The following is a 19158-nucleotide window of genomic DNA, read 5'->3' as shown; positions in this document are numbered from 1 at the left end:
AATGAAACTTTCCGGTGCAGAGATTCTCCTCAGAGCCCTAGAGCTTGAAGGAGTTGAGAAGATATTTGGATACCCCGGCGGAGCAGTTTTAGACATCTACGACAGGCTCCCCTTCTCCCCGCTGAAACACTACCTAACCCGACACGAACAGGGAGCAGCCCACGCAGCAGACGGCTACGCAAGGGTAACGGGAAAGGTTGGAGTCTGCTTTGCAACTTCAGGCCCCGGAGCAACAAACCTCGTAACTGGGCTTGCAACGGCGCAGATAGACTCAGTTCCCGTAGTTGCCTTTACAGGAAATGTCCCAACTTACATGATAGGAAACGACGCGTTCCAGGAAGTTGACACAGTTGGAATAACGAGGCCAATAACGAAACACAACTTCCTCGTGAAAGACGTAAAAGACCTTGTAGATACGGTTAAAAAGGCGTTTCACATAGCAAAAACTGGAAGGCCTGGAGTGGTTTTAGTTGATCTTCCAAAGGACGTTACGAGAGAGCTCGCAGACTTCTTTGAAGAAGAGTATAAAACCCCCGTTCAGATAAGGAGTTATAAGCCGGTTTTAAAGGGACATCCGGGACAGATAAAGAGGGCTGCAAAGGCCATAGCTTCAGCAGAAAGGCCTGTCCTCTACATTGGAGGCGGAGTCGTCTCCTCCGGCGCTTCAGAGTTAGTTGTAAAGATGGCCGAAGTTGCAAACATCCCTATGGTTGCAACCCTTATGGGGCTCACTGCCGTTCCCGGAAACCATCCGTTCTTCCTCGGAATGTTAGGAATGCACGGAACCTACGCAGCAAACATGGCAGTTCAGGAGAGCGACCTCTTAATTGCCGTCGGAGCAAGGTTTGACGACAGGGTAACTGGGAAACTTTCTGAGTTTGCCCCAAACGCCAAAGTAATCCACATAGACGTTGACAGCGCAGAGATAGGAAAGAACAGGCCTGTTGACATTCCAATAGTTGGAGACGCAAAGCTCGTAATGGAGGAGCTCCTTCCAGAAGTTGAGAAGCAGGTAGCAAAGAACAGGGAGTTCTACGCTGCAAGGGAAAGGTGGATACTGAAAGTTAAAAGCTGGGCTGAAAGGTATCCTCTCTGGTATGAACCCAGCGACAGGGTCATCAAGCCCCAGTTCGTTATCCAGAAGATATGGGAAGCAACAAAGGGAGAGGCCATAATTACGACTGACGTAGGGCAGCACCAGATGTGGGTCGCCCAGTATTACAAGTTCAAGTTCCCGAGGCAGCTCGTAACCTCCGGCGGGCTGGGAACTATGGGTTTCGGCGTTCCAGCCGCGATAGGAGCAAAGGTCGGAAGGCCAGACAAAACGGTATTCTGCGTCTCCGGAGACGGCTCATTCCAGATGAACATGCAGGAGATCGTTACAGCCGTCCACTACAACATTCCGATAAAGGTTGCAATCATAAACAACGGCTTCCTTGGAATGGTTCGCCAGTGGCAGGGAATCTTCTACCAGAAGAACTACTCACAAGTTCACTTAGACGTTCAGCCGGACTTTGTGAAGTTAGTTGAGGCTATGGGAGGAGTAGGACTGAGGGCAACGAAACCTGCAGAGGTTGAAGCCGTTCTCAAAGAGGCAATGGCCATAAACGATAGGCCTGTTGTAATAGACTTTATCGTTGACAGGGAAGAGGACGTCTTCCCGATGGTTCCGCCCGGGGGAGCTCTCCACGAGATGATACTCCCAAGCTACGGAAAGAAGGCAGAGAAGAAAGCCGTTTAAGAGGTAGAGATGGATAGAGGCGAGTACAGGAAGCACGTAATAAGCGTTTTAGTAGAGAACCAGCCAGGAGCTCTGGCAAGGATAATAGAGCTCTTCAGCTCAAGGGGTTACAACATAGAGAGTCTAAACGTTGGACATACTGAAGACCCTACAATCTCCCGTATAACGATGGTAGCAAGGGGAGACGAGCACACAATTGAGCAGATAGTTAAGCAGCTCAGAAGAATAATTGACGTTTTCAAGGTAAGGGACTTAACCGACAAGAAGAAGCTTGACAGGGAGCTCCTCATTGTCCGGGTAAACGTTGAAAACTCTGAGAAGAAAGACGAGGTTCTGAGGCTGGTTAACATCTTCGGAGCTCAAGTCGTTGACGTCTCTAAAGACACATACACAGTTGAGCTAACCGGAGACGAAGACCAGATTGACGCCTTTTTAGAGCTCATAAAACCCATAGGAATAAGGGAGATGGCAAGAACTGGAAGGGTTGCAATGGTGAGAGCTCTCCAGGGAGAGACATTTGGAGAACAGAAAGAATAATTGAGATGAGATAGGAGGTCGCCATGGCAAAGGTTTACTACGATTCAGATGCAAGCCTTGACTACTTAAAGGGCAAAACTGTAGCAATCCTCGGTTATGGAAGCCAGGGACACGCCCACGCATTAAACTTGAGGGACAGCGGAATTGAGGTAGTTATCGGCCTAAGGTCGGGCAGGTCTGCCGAGAAGGCAAAGGCAGACGGATTTGAGGTTCTGACCCCTGAAGAAGCTGCAAAGAAGGGAGACGTAATAATGTTCCTCCTTCCAGATCCCGTTCAGAAGAAAGTTTATGAAGAGGCAGTAAAACCGAACCTTGAACCCGGAAAGGCTTTAGCCTTTGCCCACGGGTTCAACATCCACTTCAACCAGATAGTCCCTCCTGAAGACGTTGACGTCTGCATGGTAGCTCCAAAAGGACCCGGCCATTTAGTTCGCTGGACTTACCTGGAGGGAGCAGGAGTTCCAGCCCTTGTTGCGGTTCACCAAGACGCAACTGGAAAGGCCTTTGACATCGCCCTTGCCTACGCTAAAGGAATCGGAGCGACAAGGGCAGGAGTTATAGAGACAACGTTCAAAGAGGAGACAGAGACCGACCTCTTTGGAGAGCAGGCAGTTCTCTGCGGTGGAACGGCAGCCCTTATAAAGGCAGGGTTTGAGACCCTCGTAGAGGCCGGTTACCAGCCAGAGGTTGCATACTTTGAGTGTCTCCACGAGCTAAAGCTCATCGTTGACCTCATCTACCAGCACGGACTTGCAGGAATGAGATACTCAATTTCAGACACCGCCGAATACGGAGACTACACGAGAGGCCCAAGGGTAATTGACGAAAGGGTTAAGGAAAACATGAAGAAAATTCTGAAAGAAATTCAGACTGGGGAGTTTGCAAGAGAGTTTGTCCTTGAGGCTCAAGCTAACTACCCGGTTCTCAACGCCCACAGAAAGATGGAAGCTGAACATCCAATTGAGAAGGTAGGTAAGAAACTAAGGGAGATGATGCCGTTCCTTAAACAGCAGAAGAAAGAACTGAAGTAAACTCCGGAGGGGGCTATCCCCTCCTTTTAAACTCCCTACCGTAAACTTCTTCAGCCTTTCTCTTAAAATCCTCCGATAGAACAGAAAGGCCTTTTTTGTCAAGTATTTCGGCTATCTCCTCATAAAGAGATGCAGCTTCAAGGAACTTACCCTGTTTTATAAAGCAGTCTGCAACGGCCTTTCTAAGAAAAGTATTAGCCGGTTGAGAGGGGAGAAGGGGTAGAACGGTTTCAAGGAGCTCCTCACACCTTCCCCCTTTAAAGAGTTCTGCAGTCAGTTTTTCAAGGTCTTTTGGTGAAGTCCCCTTCCTTCTTTTTAAGCCTATAAATACGAGTATCAGAAAAAGACCAATTCCACTTAAGATTAAGAAAGGAGAAGAACTTTTATTTAAAAATTTCCTACTCTTTTCTTTCGCCTGATTTTTTACTTCTTTATTTTTATTATTTGAGAAATAGACATGCCTCTTTCCAAGCTCCGTTCTATTTTTTTCTTTCTTTTCTTCAACAGTTACATTGCTTTTATTAATCCTTGACTCTTTTTTCTTTTTCTCTTTACTCAAATCACTATTTATCAAAGTCTCCGTTTTTTTAAGCTCCTCTTGAGCTTTTTTCATCACCTGATAGTCCGATTTCCCAACAGTAAGGCCTTCTTTTTTAGGTTCACTATTATTTACTTTTCCCCTTTCTGAAGCTTTCTCTCTAACTTCGTGTGATAAAGAACCTTTAATATTGGTAGTAGAATTCTTTTGAGGAGCAGAAATTTTAGGTTTGAGAACAGCTTGCTTGTTAACAAAGAAAACACCTTCCGGAGAAAACTTAATTTTAGTTATGTAGTAATCACTAACTTTTCCCTTTAGCTTCTCTTTTACAAACTTTTGAGCTTCTGAAAAAGATTTAAAAAAACCTAATCTTACTTTATACCTTCCGTTGCGATAAGAAATTCTAGCGTATGGCAAATCTTTTACTTTCTCTAAAACCTGACGTGCCTTCGAAATATCCTTAAAAGAGGCAACTTGAACTGTAAAAAAGACCTTTCCCGCTTCAGGTTCAACTCCAAAAGCGTTCAAACTAAAAATTAGAAATAGAACAGCTAAAAATCTCTCCATCACTCTCCAACTTTCTTTTTCAAACTCTTAACCTCAAGCTCCAAATCGTGAATAATCGTAAGCATCTGCTTCAGAGTCTCCATAACTGGGTCTGGCAGTTGGCCGTGTTCAAGGTCAACCTTTGTTGGTTTTATACCGTCTCTCTTAACCACTTTACCCGGTATTCCAACGACTGTAGAGTTTGGAGGAACGTCCCTTATAACAACTGAGTTCGCCCCTATTTTACAGTTATCACCAACTCTTACAGGTCCCAAAACTTTCGCTCCAGCACCTATTACAACATTATTTCCTATTGTAGGGTGACGCTTTCCCTTCTTAGTGCTCGTTCCTCCTAAAGTAACTTGGTGATAGATGGTTACGTCGTTTCCAATTTCCGCCGTTTCCCCTATTACAACTCCCATGCCGTGGTCTATGAAGAAACGGCGTCCAATCTTTGCCCCCGGGTGGATCTCTATTCCCGTAAGCCAGCGAGAGATGTGTGAAACCAAACGGGCGAAGGTCTTGAGTTTATGGTTCCAGAGCCAGTGGGCAACTCTGTGAAACCAGATAGCATGAAGGCCTGGATAACAGAGTAGAACCTCTACAACGCTTCTTGCTGCAGGGTCTCTCTCAAATACTGTCTGAATGTCTTCCCTTAACCGTTTCAGCATCTGGACAAACTCCTGTGCTAAAATTGAGTCGCTGGAGATAGGAGGTGTCAATGTCTGAAGCTTGCGAAAAAAAGTATAAAAAATATGAAGAATTCGCAAAGCTTTTTGAAATACTATCTAATCCAATAAGAATAGGAATAGTTGTTTCACTTGCAGAAGGGCCAAAAAAACCAAAAGAGATAAGACAAGAGCTGGGAGTTCCACAACCTTTACTATCACAACACGCAACCATTTTAAGAGAGATGGGAATAATAGAGAAAGTTGACAGGTTCAACGTAAAATCTCCCTGTAAACTTAAGGATAGATCTATTATAAAAATTCTCAAGGCTGCAGGCGTTCCAATTAACGAATCTTCAACATACTTAGAGCAAGAAGAGCAAGAATAACTGAAATAACCCAGAAACGAACGGTAATCTTAGGCTCTTCCCACCCCATCTTCTCAAAGTGGTGATGGAGCGGAGCCATTCTAAAGATTCTTTTTCCCTCTCCGTACTTCCTCTTTGTATACTTGAAGTAATAACGCTGAATAATCACCGAAACGGTCTCTAAAACGAAAATTCCTCCGGCAATTGCAAGAATGAACTCCTGCTTCGTTAAAACGGCAACGGTTCCAAGGAGAGCTCCCAGCGACAGCGACCCAACGTCTCCCATAAAGACTTCTGCAGGATAAGCGTTAAACCACAGAAACGCAAGGGACGCCCCTATGAGGGCTGAACAGACAATCGCAAGCTCTCCTGCCCCGGGAACGTAAGGAAGGTGAAGGTAGGTGGCAAGCTTTACGTTCCCAGCAACGTAAGAAAAAACGGTAAAGACCAAGGAAGTAGTTATAACAGGCCCAATAGCAAGGCCGTCCAAACCGTCTGTTATGTTCACGGCGTTTGAGGCCCCAACGATGACAAAAACTGCCCACGGGATAAAGAACCAACCGAGGTCAAAGTGGATGTTTTTAAAGACGGGAAAGTAGAGCTCCGTTGAAAAACCGGAGTAGTAAAGGTAGAGAGCAACAACCGTAGCAACGGCAAGTTGAGATAGGAACTTCGCCTTTTCAGAAATTCCTTCAGGTTTCTTTAACTTTGCCTTAACGTAGTCGTCAACAAAGCCTATAACCCCAAAGCCTATAACTACAAAAATAACTAACCAGACAAATCTGTTAAAGAGATTGTTCCACAGTAAAACCGAAAAGAGGAGGGCTGTTATTATGAGGAGCCCTCCCATCGTGGGAACTTGCTTCTTCTTGTGGGTTTCAGGTAAATACTCTTTAATGGTCTGTTTAAACTGTAAATCCTTAAGCTTTCTCTCAAAGTAGGGGTAGAGTAAAAAGCCTACAAACATAGCAGTAAGTGCTGCGTATATGCTTCTAAAAGTTATGTACTTAAAAAGGGTTATTCCTAAAGTTTTGTAGAAGACCAGGTAGAGCATCTCACCTCTCTAACTTTACGTCAAAGTAGTCCCTCAAACCGTCTCCAAGTAGGTTAAAAGCAATAATAACCAGTGAAATTGCCACTCCCGGGATTAGAACCCAAGGATGGGCAGAGAGAACGTGAACGTTACTGGCCTCCGAGAGCATGTTTCCCCAAGAAGGAAACGGTTCCTGAACTCCGAGACCAATAAGGCTAAGGGCTGCCTCCCCTAAGATGTAACCAGGAATACTCAGTGTAGCAGCAATTATAACGTAGGAGTAGGTAGAAGGTATAACGTGCTTCAAGATAACGTAGAGGTGATTCCCCCCTAAAACCCTTGCCGCCTTAACGTAGTCAAGCTCTCTAATAGAGAGAACCATTCCTCTTATAACCCTTGAAAGGCCAGCCCAACCGATGAGTGAGAGGATGGCAACGATAACTATGAAAACTAAAACGCTTGGCATGTCAACGGGGAACATTGACCTTAAGGCCAACATTAAGTAGAAGGCTGGAAAGGCCATCAGTATCTCAATAAGTCTCATTATGAGAGTATCTACAGCTCCCCCAAAGTAGCCAGCGACTCCACCGATTAAAAGCCCCAAAGTAAAAGAGATGGCGACTCCGACTAATCCAACGGTCAGCGAAATCCTCGTTCCGTAAACAAGCCTTGAAAATATATCCCTACCGAGCCTGTCTGTTCCAAAAATAAAGATGTGGCCACCTTTAGAAACGCCAAAGAGGTGAACGTTGGTCTTTATGAAACCAAAAAGGTAGTGAGGGTATCCTTTAACGAAGAACTTAACGGGGTATCTCTTTGAGTAGTCAACAGTGTAGAGCTTGTTAACGGGATCAATTAACTTATGGCCGTAAACGAAAGGCCTCAGGTGAAAGTTTCCCTTTTCGTCAAAGAAGTGTATGGGAGTAGGGGGCTGATAGGGATGGTGGCGGAACTGAACATCATAAGGGTATGGGGCTATAAAGTCGGCAAATAGTGCAACGAGGTAGAGGAAGAGGAGAAAAACGAGGGAGTAGGCGGCGAGGGAGCTCTTCCTGTAAAGGGAAGTTAGAAAAAGGAGGAATCTAATTACCAACCCTACCCTCCACTTCCCTTTCTCTAACCCTCGGGTCGTTGAGGGCTAAGAGAACATCTGCAATCAGGTTTCCAAGGACAAGCATTATTCCACCGATGTAAAGAGATCCCATAACTACAAACAAGTCTTGAGACATAACGGCATCAAACATAAGCCTTCCCATCCCCGGCCAGGCCGTAACTATCTCAATAAGGGCAGCTCCCGAAAGAAGGTTGGCTATGTCAAAACCTATAAGTGTAAAGAAAGGGTTAAGTGCGTTCCTAAAGGCGTGTTTAAGGACTACCCATCTGTATGGAAGCCCCTTTGCTATGGCTACTTTCACGTAGTCTTTATTGAGCTCGTCTAAAACGGTTGACCTTACGAGGCGCAAGAGTCCTGCAATACTTCCAATAACCAAAACGGTAAGAGGAATCGCCATGTGCCACAACCTGTCAAGAATCTTCCCAAAGAAAGAAAGAGTCTCATAGTTCTGTGAAACAACTCCTCCAATCGGGAAGAGCCCCGTCTTTGCCGCAAGATACATGAGGATGAAAGCGAGGAAAAAGTTGGGAACTGAAATTCCAAAGAGAGAGAAGAGAACAATAAGCCTATCAAGGAGTTTTCCTCTGTAAACGGCTGCAACAATCCCTAAAGGAACAGCAATGAGCCACGAGAGGAGAAAGGAGGTAACGGTTAACTCTAAGGTGTTTAAAAGCCTTTCTTTTATAAGGTCTAAAACGGGTTTATGGTAGGCAAAGGAGTAACCAAGGTTAAAGGTTAAGGCGTTCTTTAACCAGTGGAGATATTGAACAAAAATGTTCTGGTCTAAACCGTAAAGTCTGCGTAGCTCTTCTATCGTCTCCTTTGAGATCGAAGGATTCAGCTCAAGCTGTGTCAAGTAGTCCCCGGGAGCAAGTTTAATGACAACAAAGGAGACGAAAGTCATTCCAATAACTATTGGAACCATCTGAAGCAGACGCTTCAGAACATACTTAAACATACTAACTTCTCAGGTATTCCGTAATTACCTGATTACCGCACTGAAAGATTCTCTTTATCTTGAATTTTTTAACGGCTTCAAGGGTTTTAAAGCCCTCTCCAGAAGTAAGGGAAGGGACGTCGTCTCCTCCAACGACAACCGGAAGGTGAATGAGCCTTATCTCGTCAACCAAGTCATTCTTTATGAGCTCCCAGTTAACAGAGCTCCCCCCCTCAACCATCAGTTTATCTATTCCCATCTCCTTGAGTTTCTTGAGGAGCTCCACAAAATCAACCTTTTCTCTCCCAGCAACGACAACCTCAGCTCCTCTCTCTCTGAATGCCTTTACTCTCTCGGCGGGAGCTCTCTCTGAAACTGCAATGACAGTTGGAGCAACATCAGTGTTTAAAACGTTTGAATCTAAAGGGATGTCTCCGGTTGAAGTTGGAATAACTCTAACTGGATTCTCACCCTCAACGTAACGAACTGTAAGGTTCGGGTTATCTATCCGAACGGTATTTGCCCCAACCATTATCCCGTCACACTCTGCCCTTATCTGGTGGAGGTATCTGTTTGCCTCCTCGTCCATCAGTTTCATTATCTCCTTACTTGAAACCCCTTTAGCAAGGGTAAGCTTACCGTCTATGGTAACCTCTGAAACTATTAAAACGTAAGGTTTTTCCATTCTAAACCTCATATTCTTTTCCGTATCGTTTATAGAGGTAGTAAAGCCTGTGGAAAAGAGAAAGGAGAGACATAACAGCTATAAACTCAACAGCGTAAGTAAGAATTCTGTGGTCAAAAGGATAGAGAATAGAAGCGGCAAAGAGAACTATAAACGTCTCCGGCCTTCCGAAAAATCCCGTATTCTCGAGGGGATCTTTGATTTTCCCCGTATCCCTCTGCTGATATCCGATCTCAGCGTAGGCTACAGGTTTTATAAAAGTGTGAAGCATAGTTGAAACTACGGCAAGAAGGGCAACCCAAGGGTTTGCATACTTTAGAGCAACAGCCCCTAAAACGAAACCATCTACCCACTTATCGGCAATCCAGTCAAATACAGCACCGAACTTTGTAGCATTTCTGTTGTTAACGGCAACGTACCCATCACACAGGTCAAGAACTCCAGAGATAAACAGGAGAAATGCTCCAATAACGGGATGGCCGGAAAAGTAGAGAACGGCCGAAAGCGTTCCAAAAATAACGGCCATAAGGGTAATCATGTTCGGTGAAACGTTAGCTTTTGCAAGAACCCAACCAAAGGGTGAGTATAGCTTCTTTAAGGTATCCCTTTTACTGGTTATGTTCATTACGGTCTCCCAATACTTTCATACGTGCAGAACTGTTTCATAATGGAAGGCTCCCACAGATTCCTTCCGTCAACGACAACTTTGCCTTTAAGTTTATCAAAATCAACACCCTTAAACTCAGACCATTCTGTAACAAGAATCAAGGCGTCAGCACCTTTAAGAGCGTCATACTTGTTTTCAACAAACTTTAACCTGTCTCCAAACCTCTCAATCTCTCTACCAAAAACCCTTTTTGCGTTCTCTGTTGCAACGGGATCGTAGGCCTTTACGGTTGCTCCAAGTTCCAAGAGTTTCCTGACAATCGGAATTGACGGGGCTTCCCTCATGTCGTCCGTTTCAGGCTTAAAGGCAAGTCCCCAAACTGCAACGGTTTTACCCTTTAGGTCTGGAATGTGATTTAAAAGCTTCTCAACTGGTCTTAACTTCTGTCTCTCGTTTACCTCTATCACAGACTCCAAGAGCTTAGGCTCTTCTCCGGCCTGTTTTCCCGTGTGTATAAGGGCTTTAACGTCTTTAGGAAAACAGCTCCCTCCAAATCCGCAGCCTGCCCTCAAGAAGTAGGGGCTTATCCTGTGGTCAAGCCCCATTCCACGGGCAACTACCGTAACATCAGCTCCGAACTTCTCACAGATGTTTGCCACTTCGTTTATGAAGGAGATTTTTGTAGCCAAGAAAGCGTTTGAGGCGTATTTAATCATCTCTGCCGTAGGAAGATCTGTTATTAGGATCGCCGGTTGGAGCTTTTCGTAGAGGGAGGCAACCATACCGGCAACGTCCCTGTTGTCAGCTCCAACAACTACCCTGTCGGGGTGCATAAAGTCCTCTACTGCCTTCCCTTCCCTTAAAAACTCCGGGTTTGAGACAACTTCAAAGCACTCTTCCGGATTTTCAATTCCCTTATCCCTTAAAAGGTTTCCAATAAACTCCTTTGCCCATCTACCTGTTCCAACGGGAACTGTTGACTTATTGACTATTACTTTAAAGTCTCCGGGGTTTATGTATTCGGCTATGCTCCTGTAAGCACTCTCAACGTAGGAGAGGTCTGCAGAGCCGTCCTCCTTAGAGGGCGTTCCAACTGCAATGAAGATGAAATCTGAGTTCTTAACGGCGTGTTCGTAGTCTGTTGTAAATTCAATGTTCCCGTCGGCTAAGGCCTTCTCCAAAATTCTGTCCAAGCCCGGTTCGTATATGGGAACTTCTCCCTTTTTGAGCCTCTCTATCTTCTCTCTGTCTACGTCAAGGCCGATTACCTTGTGGCCTAAATAGGCAAAACAGGCTCCGGAAACAAGCCCAACGTATCCCGTTCCAATTACAGCTATCCTTTTTGACATTGTGCCTCCTTAAGAGCTAAACCGTAAAGTAGTCCAAGTTCACTTACAGTCAAATAGTCTTTTTCAAAGACTTCACAGAAAACCTTAAAGAAAGAAAGCCCCGGAACGATAACATCTGCCCTATTTTCCTCAAGACCCTTTACTCTCTTCCTCTCGTTAACTGTAAGCTCCGTAAGTCTTTTATACCATTTCTCTATAATTTCCCGTGAAATCCTAAAACCGTGAACAACTTCAGGCTTGTAAACCTCCATTTCTTTTTCCATTGCAACCACAGAGGTTATCGTTCCTCCAACGGCGTAAACCTCAAATGGAGACTTAACATATGATTTAACTTTAAGGAGCTCTCCCCTTACAAACCCTTCAAGTGCAGAGAGCTCCTCCCTTTTTGGCGGGTCAGACTTTAGAAATCTCTCTGCTAAGAAAACAACTCCAAACTTTAAACTCTCAAGGTATTCAATTTTCTCTTTAGTTCCGTAAACTACCTCTGTGCTTCCCCCTCCGAGGTCAACTGTCATGGCAAAACCTTCAGGTTTAAAGGCGGAAACGTTTGCCCAGAAAACAAGCTCCGCTTCTTCCCTGTCTGAGAGAACTGTAAGCTCTATTCCAAGCTCCTTTACCTTCTCTAAGAACTCATCAGCGTTTTCAGCAAGCCTTGCAGCTTCCGTCGTTACTGCAACGACTTTCTCAACTCCGTATTTATCAATAAGCTCCTTAAACTCCTTTAAAACCCTCAAAGTCCTCTCAATACTCCCTTGAGAGAGTCTCTTTGTTTTCCTTACGCCTTCCCCTAACTTAGTAACCCTACCAACCTTTAAAACCTGTTTGACACTTCCATTCTCAACGTCAGAAATCAGAAGTCTTGTTGAGTTAGTTCCTATGTCAATGGTAGCTATCCGCAAGCTTCCCTCCCAGCTATAATTGGATAGAAATTCTACCAACCGGAGAAAAGGTGTTTACTGGACTCGTTGAAGAGGTAGGAGAGGTAAAGGAGATAAAGAGGAGTTCAAAGGGAGCTCTCCTAACTGTAAAGTGCAGAACAGTTTTAGAGGGAACGAAAGTTGGAGACAGTATTTCAGTAAACGGCGTGTGTCTCACAGTTACAGAAATTTCAGGAGAAAGCCTCTCCTTCTTCGTTTCAAATGAGACTCTAAAGAGGAGTAATTTGGGAGAGCTCCGCCAAAAACAGTTCGCAAACTTGGAGAGAGCTCTAAGAGTTGGAGACCGTTTGGGGGGACACATCGTTCAGGGACACGTCGACACTGTTACAAAGGTAACTGGAATAAAGAGGGAAGGAGAGAGCTTTATCTTCTCCTTTAAGCTCCCCAAGGAGTATTCTCACCTAATAGTTGAAAAAGGTTCAATAGCAATAGATGGAATCAGCCTTACCGTTGCAAGGTTAAATCCAGACTCTTTTTCAGTAGCCGTTATTCCCCATACTTATGAGAACACAAACCTAAGGTGGAAAAAACCAGGAAACACGGTCAACCTTGAATTTGATTTGATAGGAAAGTACGTAGAGAGAATGTTAAGGAGCGCCCCAGGAAGGGACGCCGGGAAGATTACTCCTCAACTTCTACTGTAACCTCTTCGCTGTGCCAGAGGCCGTGAAGGTTACAGTAAGCGTGGGCTGTAAGGGTCGTAGTTTTCTCAAGCTTAACCTTGAAGACAACCTCAGAAGCAGCCCTTTCAGGCTCAAGGTCAGCCCTTCCTGCCAAGAAGTCTCCAGCCCACAAGGAGATGTGTGAAATCCAGTGCTCCTTAGTGTTTGGGTGAGGGATGTCCTTACCGACAACTACCCTTACCTCAAACCACTCTCCCTTCTTAACTTTTGCTGGAGCTTCAACTACAGGTGTGTGCTTCCTCTTTCCTACCGGTTCTGGTCCGTGAACTTTCATCGTTCCTCCTCCTATTAAAGTTTTTATCTGAGCATTCCTTGAACTATCACGTCTACAGCTTCGTCTTCGGTTAATCCCCTTGCCATAAGGGTTTCAAGCTGCTTCTTATCTATGCTACCGATTGCAGCTTCGTGGGTAACCTTTGCAGTCTCGTCATTAACAACAACTACCGGAACGGCCTTAACGGTTACATCCTTACCCCTTATTACCTCAGAACAATCTATGTGTCCCCTACACCTTGGAGCGTTTCCGTAGGTCTCTCCAACAAAAGTGGCCTTCGTCTCGTCAACTGCGATGATACGGCTCTTTGAGATGCCCCTTGATTCCTCACCGTTTAGGTGGATAACATCCTCTACGTAAATCTCGTCGTCCTTCTTCCCTATCATCTTCGTTTCAAAAATGGCAACTCCCTTTTTGTCAACGTGAGCCTTAAGAACAATTCTAACCTTACCTGCCCTTCCTCTGGTCTGTTTAAAGACAGATCTGAAGTAGGCGTTTTCGCCTATGTAAGCGTCTGTTTCTGTTTCAAGCTCAACGAAGGTCTCCTCACCGTTGTAGTGAAGGTCTAAAAATTCAAAACGGGCGTTCTTTTCAATCCTAACTTTCAGCTTGTTCTTATGTTTTAGTTTAATACCCTCAGCCATTGCACCGTAGACCTGAAACTTTACGTCTGCTCCTTCCCCTACAACTATCTCACCTTCAGTTGTCTGAACTTCCGTCGTCTCTGCAGCGCCAAAACAGAGAGTTACAGGCTCTTCAAGCTTCGTTCCAGGCTCAATGTAGACCTTTGTCTTAACTCCCGTAGGAGTTTCAACTACCTCAGACCTTACACCTGGAGCCGGATAGCGGACGATAACCTTGTTCCTGTCAACCAGCAGGTTAAACCTGTTCTTGTCAAACAGGTCTTTCGGAAGGCCTATCTGAACGAACTTCTTTGCAACAGTATCCAAAACATTCTTTGTAGCCATTACTCACCTCCAACGAGCTCAGGGTTACGAACTTCACACTTGACGCACATCGTCTTGAACTTCTGACCGACCTCTTTAGGATTACCGGTTTGAACAACCTTACCGTCGCACATGAGAGTCGCCCTGTCGGCAATTTCAGCTATCTCTTCCCTGTGGGTAATCATGATAACTGTCGTTCCCCTTTCTCTCATCGTCTTTATCATGTTGGCAATGTCTTCCATTGATGCAAAGTCTATTCCGGAATCGGGCTCGTCTAAGACAGCAAGCTTCGGCCTCATTGCAAGGATTGACGCAAGTTCAACCCTTTTCCTCTCACCACCAGAGAGGGTGTCATCAACGAACCTGTTAAGGTAGGAACAGTCTAAACCTACCAAGTTTAAACACTCAACGACGTCTAAGTCCGGGTTGTTCCTACCTGAAATCTTTAAGTACTCCTCAACAGTTATTCCCTCAAAACGGGCAGGCTCTTGCCAGGCAAGGGTAACTCCAAGTTTTGCCCTTTCTGTTATTTCAAGCCCGTTCAAGAGCTTATCCTTAAAGATAATCTCTCCAGAGTCTGGAGACTTGAGGTCGTTTATTCCCATTATTAAACTTGCAAGTGTAGACTTTCCTGCACCATTTGGACCAAGGACAGCGTGAATTTCCCCCTCACTTACTACTAAGTTAACTCCCCTTAGAATAGGCCTTTCGTCTATGGTAAGCTTAACGTCGTTAACTGTTAAAAGTGGAGTCATAACATCCTCCTACGCCGTTTATTTGAATCTTAATTCTCATTTCAAAGGTTGTCAAGGTTTTTCCCAATCTTAATGAGAATTCTTATCAATAAATTGACTTGACTTAGAACATCCTTAAATTTCTGAAACAAGAAAATAATAGGAGAAGAGCTTGAAACTGATAATCGTTGGAGCTGGAGAGGTAGGAAGAGAGCTGATAAAGAGGCTTCAGAAGGAGTGGAGGTTGGTCGTAATAGACCAAGACGAGGAGAAACTCCAAAAGGTAGTGGAGCTCCTCAACTCCGAATCCCTCAACAGAGTTGTTCTCCTTCAGGGAGACGGAACAAGTAAACTGCTTCTGAAGAAAGCGGGAATAGAAGAAGCTACTGCCTTTACGGCCTGCACAGGAGACGACGAGGTTAACCTTGAAGCCTGCAGATTAGCAAAAGAGTTCGGCGTTCCGACGATATACGCGGTTTCAAACAGCACGGAGAACGACGAAAAGTATGAAAAAGCCGGAATTAACTACGTAAATAAAGCAATAGCAACGGCTTCACTACTTGAAAGGCAGATTGAGTCGGGAGTAGTAACTCCAACTAACATAGGACTCGGACAGGGAGAGATAGTTGAGGTTTCCATTATGCCTACCTCTATCTTGGCAGGTTATCCGGTTGGAAAGTTCACCTCCCGCCGGTGGAGAATCGTTGCCATTTTTAGAGGGGACAAGCTGATACTTCCAAGGCCTAAAACAGTAATAAAACCCGGAGATAGAATTCTTATAGTGGGAGACCCTAAGATTCTCAAGTATATAACTGGTCTTATAAAGTCTGGAGAACCTCAGTTTCCTCTCCAGTTCGGAACAGAAGAAGTAATTTTCCTACCGGAACTTTCAGAAAAGGTATTAAAGGATGCCAAGTTCTTTTACCAGAATACAAAACTCTCAAAGGTTTCCTTTTATACCTGTAAAGATACAAAAGGCTTATTAACCCACTCTTTTGAAGAAATAAAGAAGTCTGAAGAAATAAAGAAAGAGGACATTAAAGTAAAGAGGCTTAAAAACTGCGAGAAGGAATTTCTACAGGAAATAGAAGACGAGAACTTTGGCTTAATCGTTATGCCGGACAAATATAAAGAGTTTCCACTTTTTCTCGGAATGAAAACGTTACCCATCATAGTAGGAGAAGAAACCCTATCTCCCGTAGCAGTAGCCAGAGGAACTACTCCAGTTGAAAAGATATTGGTTCCAGTTTCAGGCTCTTTCAGTAGCATAAGAGCCCTTGAGGTAGGAATAGAACTCTCCCTGATGCTCGGAGCTCAACTTACTACCCTCTACGTATCTCCATTTGAGAACAGCAACAAAGTAGAGACATTAAGAGAAAAGACAACAAAGCTTTCTACTATGTATAAAGTCCCCATTGAGTTCAAAGTAAGGGTAGGAAACCCTGTGAGGGAGTTTGCAGACGAAAGTAAGGACTACAACTTGGCTGTAATAGGGGCAAGGAATGGAAGGAAGACGAACTGGTTTAATCCCTATCCCCCTTATCACATGCTCCACAGGGCAAAGTGCACTTCAATACTTATATGCGTAGGTGAGTAGATGAAAGGCTCTCTTCTGTCAATAATCCTTATCTCAATAGGAATTCTTTTTGTTCCGTTCTTTAGCAGACTCCTTAAAATTCCGGTATCGGTTGGAGAGATACTCTACGGAATCGTTATAGGAAAGTCGTGTCTCAACCTCATTGAGCCTTCCCAGTGGCTTGAATTCTTATCAAGCTTTGGTTTTCTCCTTCTAATGTTCATAGCCGGTCTTGAGGTGAAGATTAAGGAAATTGCTCAACTTTCTCTAAAGAGTAAGGCCATCTATCCCTTAATTCCCCTAATGGTTATACTCCTTACACTGTTTTTAGGAGGAAAACTCTCATTCCATCCGCTTGTCTCCATAGCCCTTGGAGTTATATCTGTTGGAATCGTCGTTACAGTTTTAAGGGAAAAGAATCTCCTCTCCACAAACTACGGAAAGACTGTTTTCTTAGTTGGAATAGTGGGAGAAGTTATCAGTATTGCCGCTCTAACCCTCTTTACGCTCTACAGTGAGTTTGGTTTCAGCCTCTCTTTCTGGAAGGGAATACTTGAGCTCTTTATATACCTCTTAGTAGCAAGAGTTTTGCTGGTATTCCTTAAAAGCTTTGTCTGGTGGTATCCCAATCGGTTTAAGTTCTTTTTTGAGAAGAACCCTTCAGAAATCGGAGTAAGGATAAGTCTTGCAGTTATGTTCGTTCTCTCTGTTGCAGCCTCACTTATAAACGTTGAACCCATAATTGGGGCGTTCCTTGCAGGAGTGATATTTGCCACAGTTTTTGAGGATACGGAAAACATAGAGGAGAAGTTATCAGGAATCAGTTTCGGATTTTTAATCCCGATATTCTTCATAAGTGTGGGAATTAACTTCCAAATGCCCCACGCCTCACTACACTTAGTTGAACTTCTAACGGTAATGGTTACATTAAGCTTTATCTCTAAGCTGATACCTTCCCTACTGCTAAAGCTTGAAGGGTTTACTTTGAGGGAGTCTCTCGCTGCCGGATTTCTACTCTCCGCTCCCCTTACTCTCGTCATCGTTACTGCAGAGCTGGGAGTGAAACTAAAAGTGATAGACCACCATACTGAGAGCTCCCTCATCCTGTTGGCAATAGTTACAGGGATCCTTGCCCCAACTCTATTTAACGTTATCTATGGAAAGAGAGATGAGAGTAGTAATACTTGACGGCTACGTTGACGAACCTACGTGTCTTGGAGTTCCTCCTTACGTTTCAACTTACGTAAGGTACGTTGCAGGAGCTTTAGTCTTATCAGGAATCCCGGAGGAGAGTATAAACTACGTTGCGGTAGACGACTACAGGAAAAAAGAGGAGAAGAGGGAGCTCCTAAAAGACGCAGACGTCATCTTCCTCATAACAGGAATGACAGTTCCGGGAAGGTATTTAGGGGGAGCGCCTATAACGAAGAGGGAGATTGAGGAAGTTGGAAAACTTCCTGCTTACAAGGTAGTTGGAGGCCCAGTAAAGTTCGGGTTTACCCTAAAAGGGGGAAGCTGGGCAGAGAAGCTTGACTTTTCAGGCTACGACTTAATCTGCTTAGGTGATGTTGAGCTTGCAGCCTACCACATCGGAAGGACTCTCGTTGAGGGAGTGGAGCTCCCAACCGGAACCTTTACCCTAAAGAGAACTGCAAAAGAGGTTGACAGGTTTGCCCCTTTAGGAGCCTTTATCGTTAAAGAGCACTTCTACTACCCTTACGTTATCTGTGAAATTGAGACCTTTAGAGGCTGCGAGAGGAGGCATCACTGTTCCTACTGCACAGAAGGACTCTACGGAAGGCCAGATGAGAGGGAGCCTGAGAAGATAGTTGAAGAGGTGAGGGCTCTCTACAGGGAAGGAGTTAGGTATTTTAGAGTCGGAAGACAGCCGAACATACTGGGATACAAGGCAGTAAAGATGGAAGGAGAGTTTCCGAAACCAAACCCTGAGGTAATCTGCAACCTATTCAGGGAAATTAAGGAAGTTGGAGACATAAAGACTCTTCACATAGACAACGTAAACGCAGGAACGATTGCAGCTCATACGGAGGAGTCAAAGGAAGCCCTAAGGTGCATAGCCACATACGACACAGAGGGAGACATTGCCCCCTTCGGGCTTGAAAGCGCAGACCCGGAGGTAATAAGAAAGAACTACTTGAAGGTTGACCCTGAAGGAGTTAAAACCGCTATAAGAGTGGTAAACGAAGTAGGAGCTTTTAAGGAGAGGGAGAAAGGCCTCTACAAGCTCCTTCCGGGAATAAACTTCTTGGTCGGCCTTCCAGGAGAGACAAAGGAAACTTTTAAGAAGAACGTTGAGTTCCTAAAGTCCATCTTAGACGAAGGACTTTTAGTAAGGAGGGTAAACATCAGGCAGGTTATGGTCTTTGAGGAGACTCCAATTGCTGAAATGGTTAAGAGGCCAAAGACCAAATATAGGAAGGAGTTTAAGAAGTTTAAGGAGTGGGTGAGGGAGAACTTTGACCTTCCGATGATGAAGAGGGTCTTTCCCGTTGGAACTGTAATTAAGGAAGTCCTCTTAGAGGCCTACGACGGAGCCCACACGTTGGGAAGACAGATAGGAACCTACCCAATTTTGGTCAGGATTCCTGAAAGGTTGGAGCTCTTTAGAACTGTTGACGTTGTAGTTGTAGGCCACAGGGAGAGGTCTGTAATAGGAATTCCCGTTCCTATAAAGGTTAATGAAATTTCTCATAAACTCCTTTCTTACCTTCCGGGAATCTCTAAGAACTTAGCGTCAGAGATTGTTCTCAAAAGACCCTTTAAGGATAAAGAAGAGCTCCTCTCACTCTTTCCGCAGCTTGAGATGTTTGCAGAGGAGATAGAGGTGTAGG

At 44.6% G+C, this 19158-nt stretch carries 20 protein-coding genes; 8 read left to right on the top strand and 12 right to left on the bottom strand.

Annotated features, from left to right (window positions below; genetic code table 11):
* Window position 1: 1 nt before the first annotated feature.
* Genes ilvB through ilvC form a run of 3 tightly spaced genes read left to right on the top strand, consistent with a single transcriptional unit; the run spans window position 2 to window position 3309 of the window.
* A complete protein-coding gene (gene ilvB / locus ACZ424_RS07890; RefSeq protein WP_464904431.1) occupies window positions 2-1741 on the top strand; it encodes a biosynthetic-type acetolactate synthase large subunit in 1740 nt (579 codons plus the stop codon).
* Between the two features lie 9 nt (window positions 1742-1750).
* Complete coding sequence (gene ilvN / locus ACZ424_RS07885) at window positions 1751-2278, top strand: acetolactate synthase small subunit (RefSeq protein WP_464904430.1); 528 nt, start codon at window positions 1751-1753, stop codon at window positions 2276-2278.
* Window positions 2279-2301: 23 nt separating this feature from the next.
* On the top strand, window positions 2302-3309 hold the full coding sequence (ilvC, locus tag ACZ424_RS07880) for a ketol-acid reductoisomerase (protein ID WP_464904429.1): 1008 nt from the start codon (window positions 2302-2304) through the stop codon (window positions 3307-3309).
* A gap of 13 nt (window positions 3310-3322) precedes the next feature.
* On the opposite strand, the gene ACZ424_RS07875 is transcribed toward ilvC, so the two are convergent.
* Entirely contained in the window at window positions 3323-4414 is a 1092-nt protein-coding gene (locus ACZ424_RS07875; RefSeq protein ID WP_464904428.1) for an SPOR domain-containing protein, read from the bottom strand.
* Complete coding sequence (gene cysE / locus ACZ424_RS07870) at window positions 4414-5064, bottom strand: serine O-acetyltransferase (RefSeq protein ID WP_464904427.1); 651 nt, start codon at window positions 5062-5064, stop codon at window positions 4414-4416. Before cysE ends, ACZ424_RS07875 begins: the two co-directional genes overlap by 1 nt.
* A 50-nt stretch (window positions 5065-5114) precedes the next feature.
* On the opposite strand from cysE, the gene ACZ424_RS07865 reads away from it, so the two are divergent.
* Window positions 5115-5450, top strand: a complete 336-nt coding sequence (locus ACZ424_RS07865) for an ArsR/SmtB family transcription factor (protein WP_464904426.1) — start codon at window positions 5115-5117, stop codon at window positions 5448-5450.
* On the opposite strand, the gene mraY is transcribed toward ACZ424_RS07865, so the two are convergent.
* The 7 genes from mraY to ACZ424_RS07830 are packed head-to-tail and all read right to left on the bottom strand — an operon-like array spanning window position 5407 to window position 12053.
* Window positions 5407-6483 carry a phospho-N-acetylmuramoyl-pentapeptide-transferase gene (gene mraY, locus ACZ424_RS07860; protein WP_464904425.1) on the bottom strand — a complete coding sequence of 359 codons (1077 nt, stop codon included), beginning with the start codon at window positions 6481-6483 and terminating at the stop codon, window positions 5407-5409. The genes ACZ424_RS07865 and mraY overlap by 44 nt on opposite strands.
* Window position 6484: 1 nt before the next feature.
* Window positions 6485-7555 (bottom strand): ABC transporter permease, encoded by a 1071-nt coding sequence (locus ACZ424_RS07855; RefSeq protein WP_464904424.1) that lies wholly within the window; start codon window positions 7553-7555, stop codon window positions 6485-6487.
* Window positions 7545-8534 (bottom strand): ABC transporter permease, encoded by a 990-nt coding sequence (locus ACZ424_RS07850; protein ID WP_464904423.1) that lies wholly within the window; start codon window positions 8532-8534, stop codon window positions 7545-7547. The genes ACZ424_RS07855 and ACZ424_RS07850 overlap by 11 nt, the downstream gene beginning before the upstream one ends.
* A gap of 1 nt (window position 8535) precedes the next feature.
* The gene (locus ACZ424_RS07845) at window positions 8536-9198 is read right to left on the bottom strand and encodes a 2,5-diamino-6-(ribosylamino)-4(3H)-pyrimidinone 5'-phosphate reductase (RefSeq protein WP_464904422.1); all 663 of its coding nucleotides are present in this window, start codon (window positions 9196-9198) and stop codon (window positions 8536-8538) included.
* Window position 9199: 1 nt separating this feature from the next.
* On the bottom strand, window positions 9200-9823 hold the full coding sequence (locus ACZ424_RS07840; protein WP_464904421.1) for a CDP-alcohol phosphatidyltransferase family protein: 624 nt from the start codon (window positions 9821-9823) through the stop codon (window positions 9200-9202).
* Window positions 9823-11154: a UDP-glucose dehydrogenase family protein gene (locus ACZ424_RS07835; RefSeq protein WP_464904420.1), complete on the bottom strand. Its 1332-nt coding sequence runs from the start codon at window positions 11152-11154 to the stop codon at window positions 9823-9825. Before ACZ424_RS07835 ends, ACZ424_RS07840 begins: the two co-directional genes overlap by 1 nt.
* The gene (locus ACZ424_RS07830; RefSeq protein WP_464904419.1) at window positions 11139-12053 is read right to left on the bottom strand and encodes a Ppx/GppA phosphatase family protein; all 915 of its coding nucleotides are present in this window, start codon (window positions 12051-12053) and stop codon (window positions 11139-11141) included. The genes ACZ424_RS07835 and ACZ424_RS07830 overlap by 16 nt, the downstream gene beginning before the upstream one ends.
* 50 nt (window positions 12054-12103) lie before the next feature.
* Between ACZ424_RS07830 and ACZ424_RS07825 the strand changes: the two genes are divergently transcribed.
* Window positions 12104-12736, top strand: coding sequence for a riboflavin synthase (locus tag ACZ424_RS07825; RefSeq protein ID WP_464904418.1), 633 nt, complete (start codon window positions 12104-12106; stop codon window positions 12734-12736).
* Here the strand turns inward: ACZ424_RS07825 and ACZ424_RS07820 are convergent.
* The 3 genes from ACZ424_RS07820 to ACZ424_RS07810 are packed head-to-tail and all read right to left on the bottom strand — an operon-like array spanning window position 12714 to window position 14751.
* Window positions 12714-13049 (bottom strand): class II SORL domain-containing protein, encoded by a 336-nt coding sequence (locus ACZ424_RS07820; protein ID WP_464904417.1) that lies wholly within the window; start codon window positions 13047-13049, stop codon window positions 12714-12716. The genes ACZ424_RS07825 and ACZ424_RS07820 overlap by 23 nt on opposite strands.
* Window positions 13050-13072: 23 nt before the next feature.
* Complete coding sequence (locus ACZ424_RS07815; protein WP_464904416.1) at window positions 13073-14017, bottom strand: SufB/SufD family protein; 945 nt, start codon at window positions 14015-14017, stop codon at window positions 13073-13075.
* Window positions 14017-14751 (bottom strand): ATP-binding cassette domain-containing protein, encoded by a 735-nt coding sequence (locus ACZ424_RS07810; protein WP_464904415.1) that lies wholly within the window; start codon window positions 14749-14751, stop codon window positions 14017-14019. The genes ACZ424_RS07815 and ACZ424_RS07810 overlap by 1 nt, the downstream gene beginning before the upstream one ends.
* Window positions 14752-14902: 151 nt before the next feature.
* Here ACZ424_RS07810 and ACZ424_RS07805 point away from each other — a divergent pair, with 151 nt between their 5' ends.
* From ACZ424_RS07805 to ACZ424_RS07795, 3 genes are read left to right on the top strand one after another with little or no spacing between them, the layout of a single operon-like run.
* Window positions 14903-16327 carry an NAD-binding protein gene (locus ACZ424_RS07805; RefSeq protein ID WP_464904414.1) on the top strand — a complete coding sequence of 475 codons (1425 nt, stop codon included), beginning with the start codon at window positions 14903-14905 and terminating at the stop codon, window positions 16325-16327.
* Window positions 16328-17494, top strand: coding sequence for a cation:proton antiporter (locus ACZ424_RS07800; protein ID WP_464904413.1), 1167 nt, complete (start codon window positions 16328-16330; stop codon window positions 17492-17494). It abuts the gene before it with no gap.
* A complete protein-coding gene (locus ACZ424_RS07795; protein WP_464904412.1) occupies window positions 17475-19157 on the top strand; it encodes a radical SAM protein in 1683 nt (560 codons plus the stop codon). The genes ACZ424_RS07800 and ACZ424_RS07795 overlap by 20 nt, the downstream gene beginning before the upstream one ends.
* Window position 19158 lies beyond the last annotated feature (1 nt).

The organism is Thermovibrio ruber, assembly GCF_055380895.1.
Note: the sequence above shows the minus strand (reverse complement) of the source record. Positions and strands in the feature narration are given on the sequence as shown.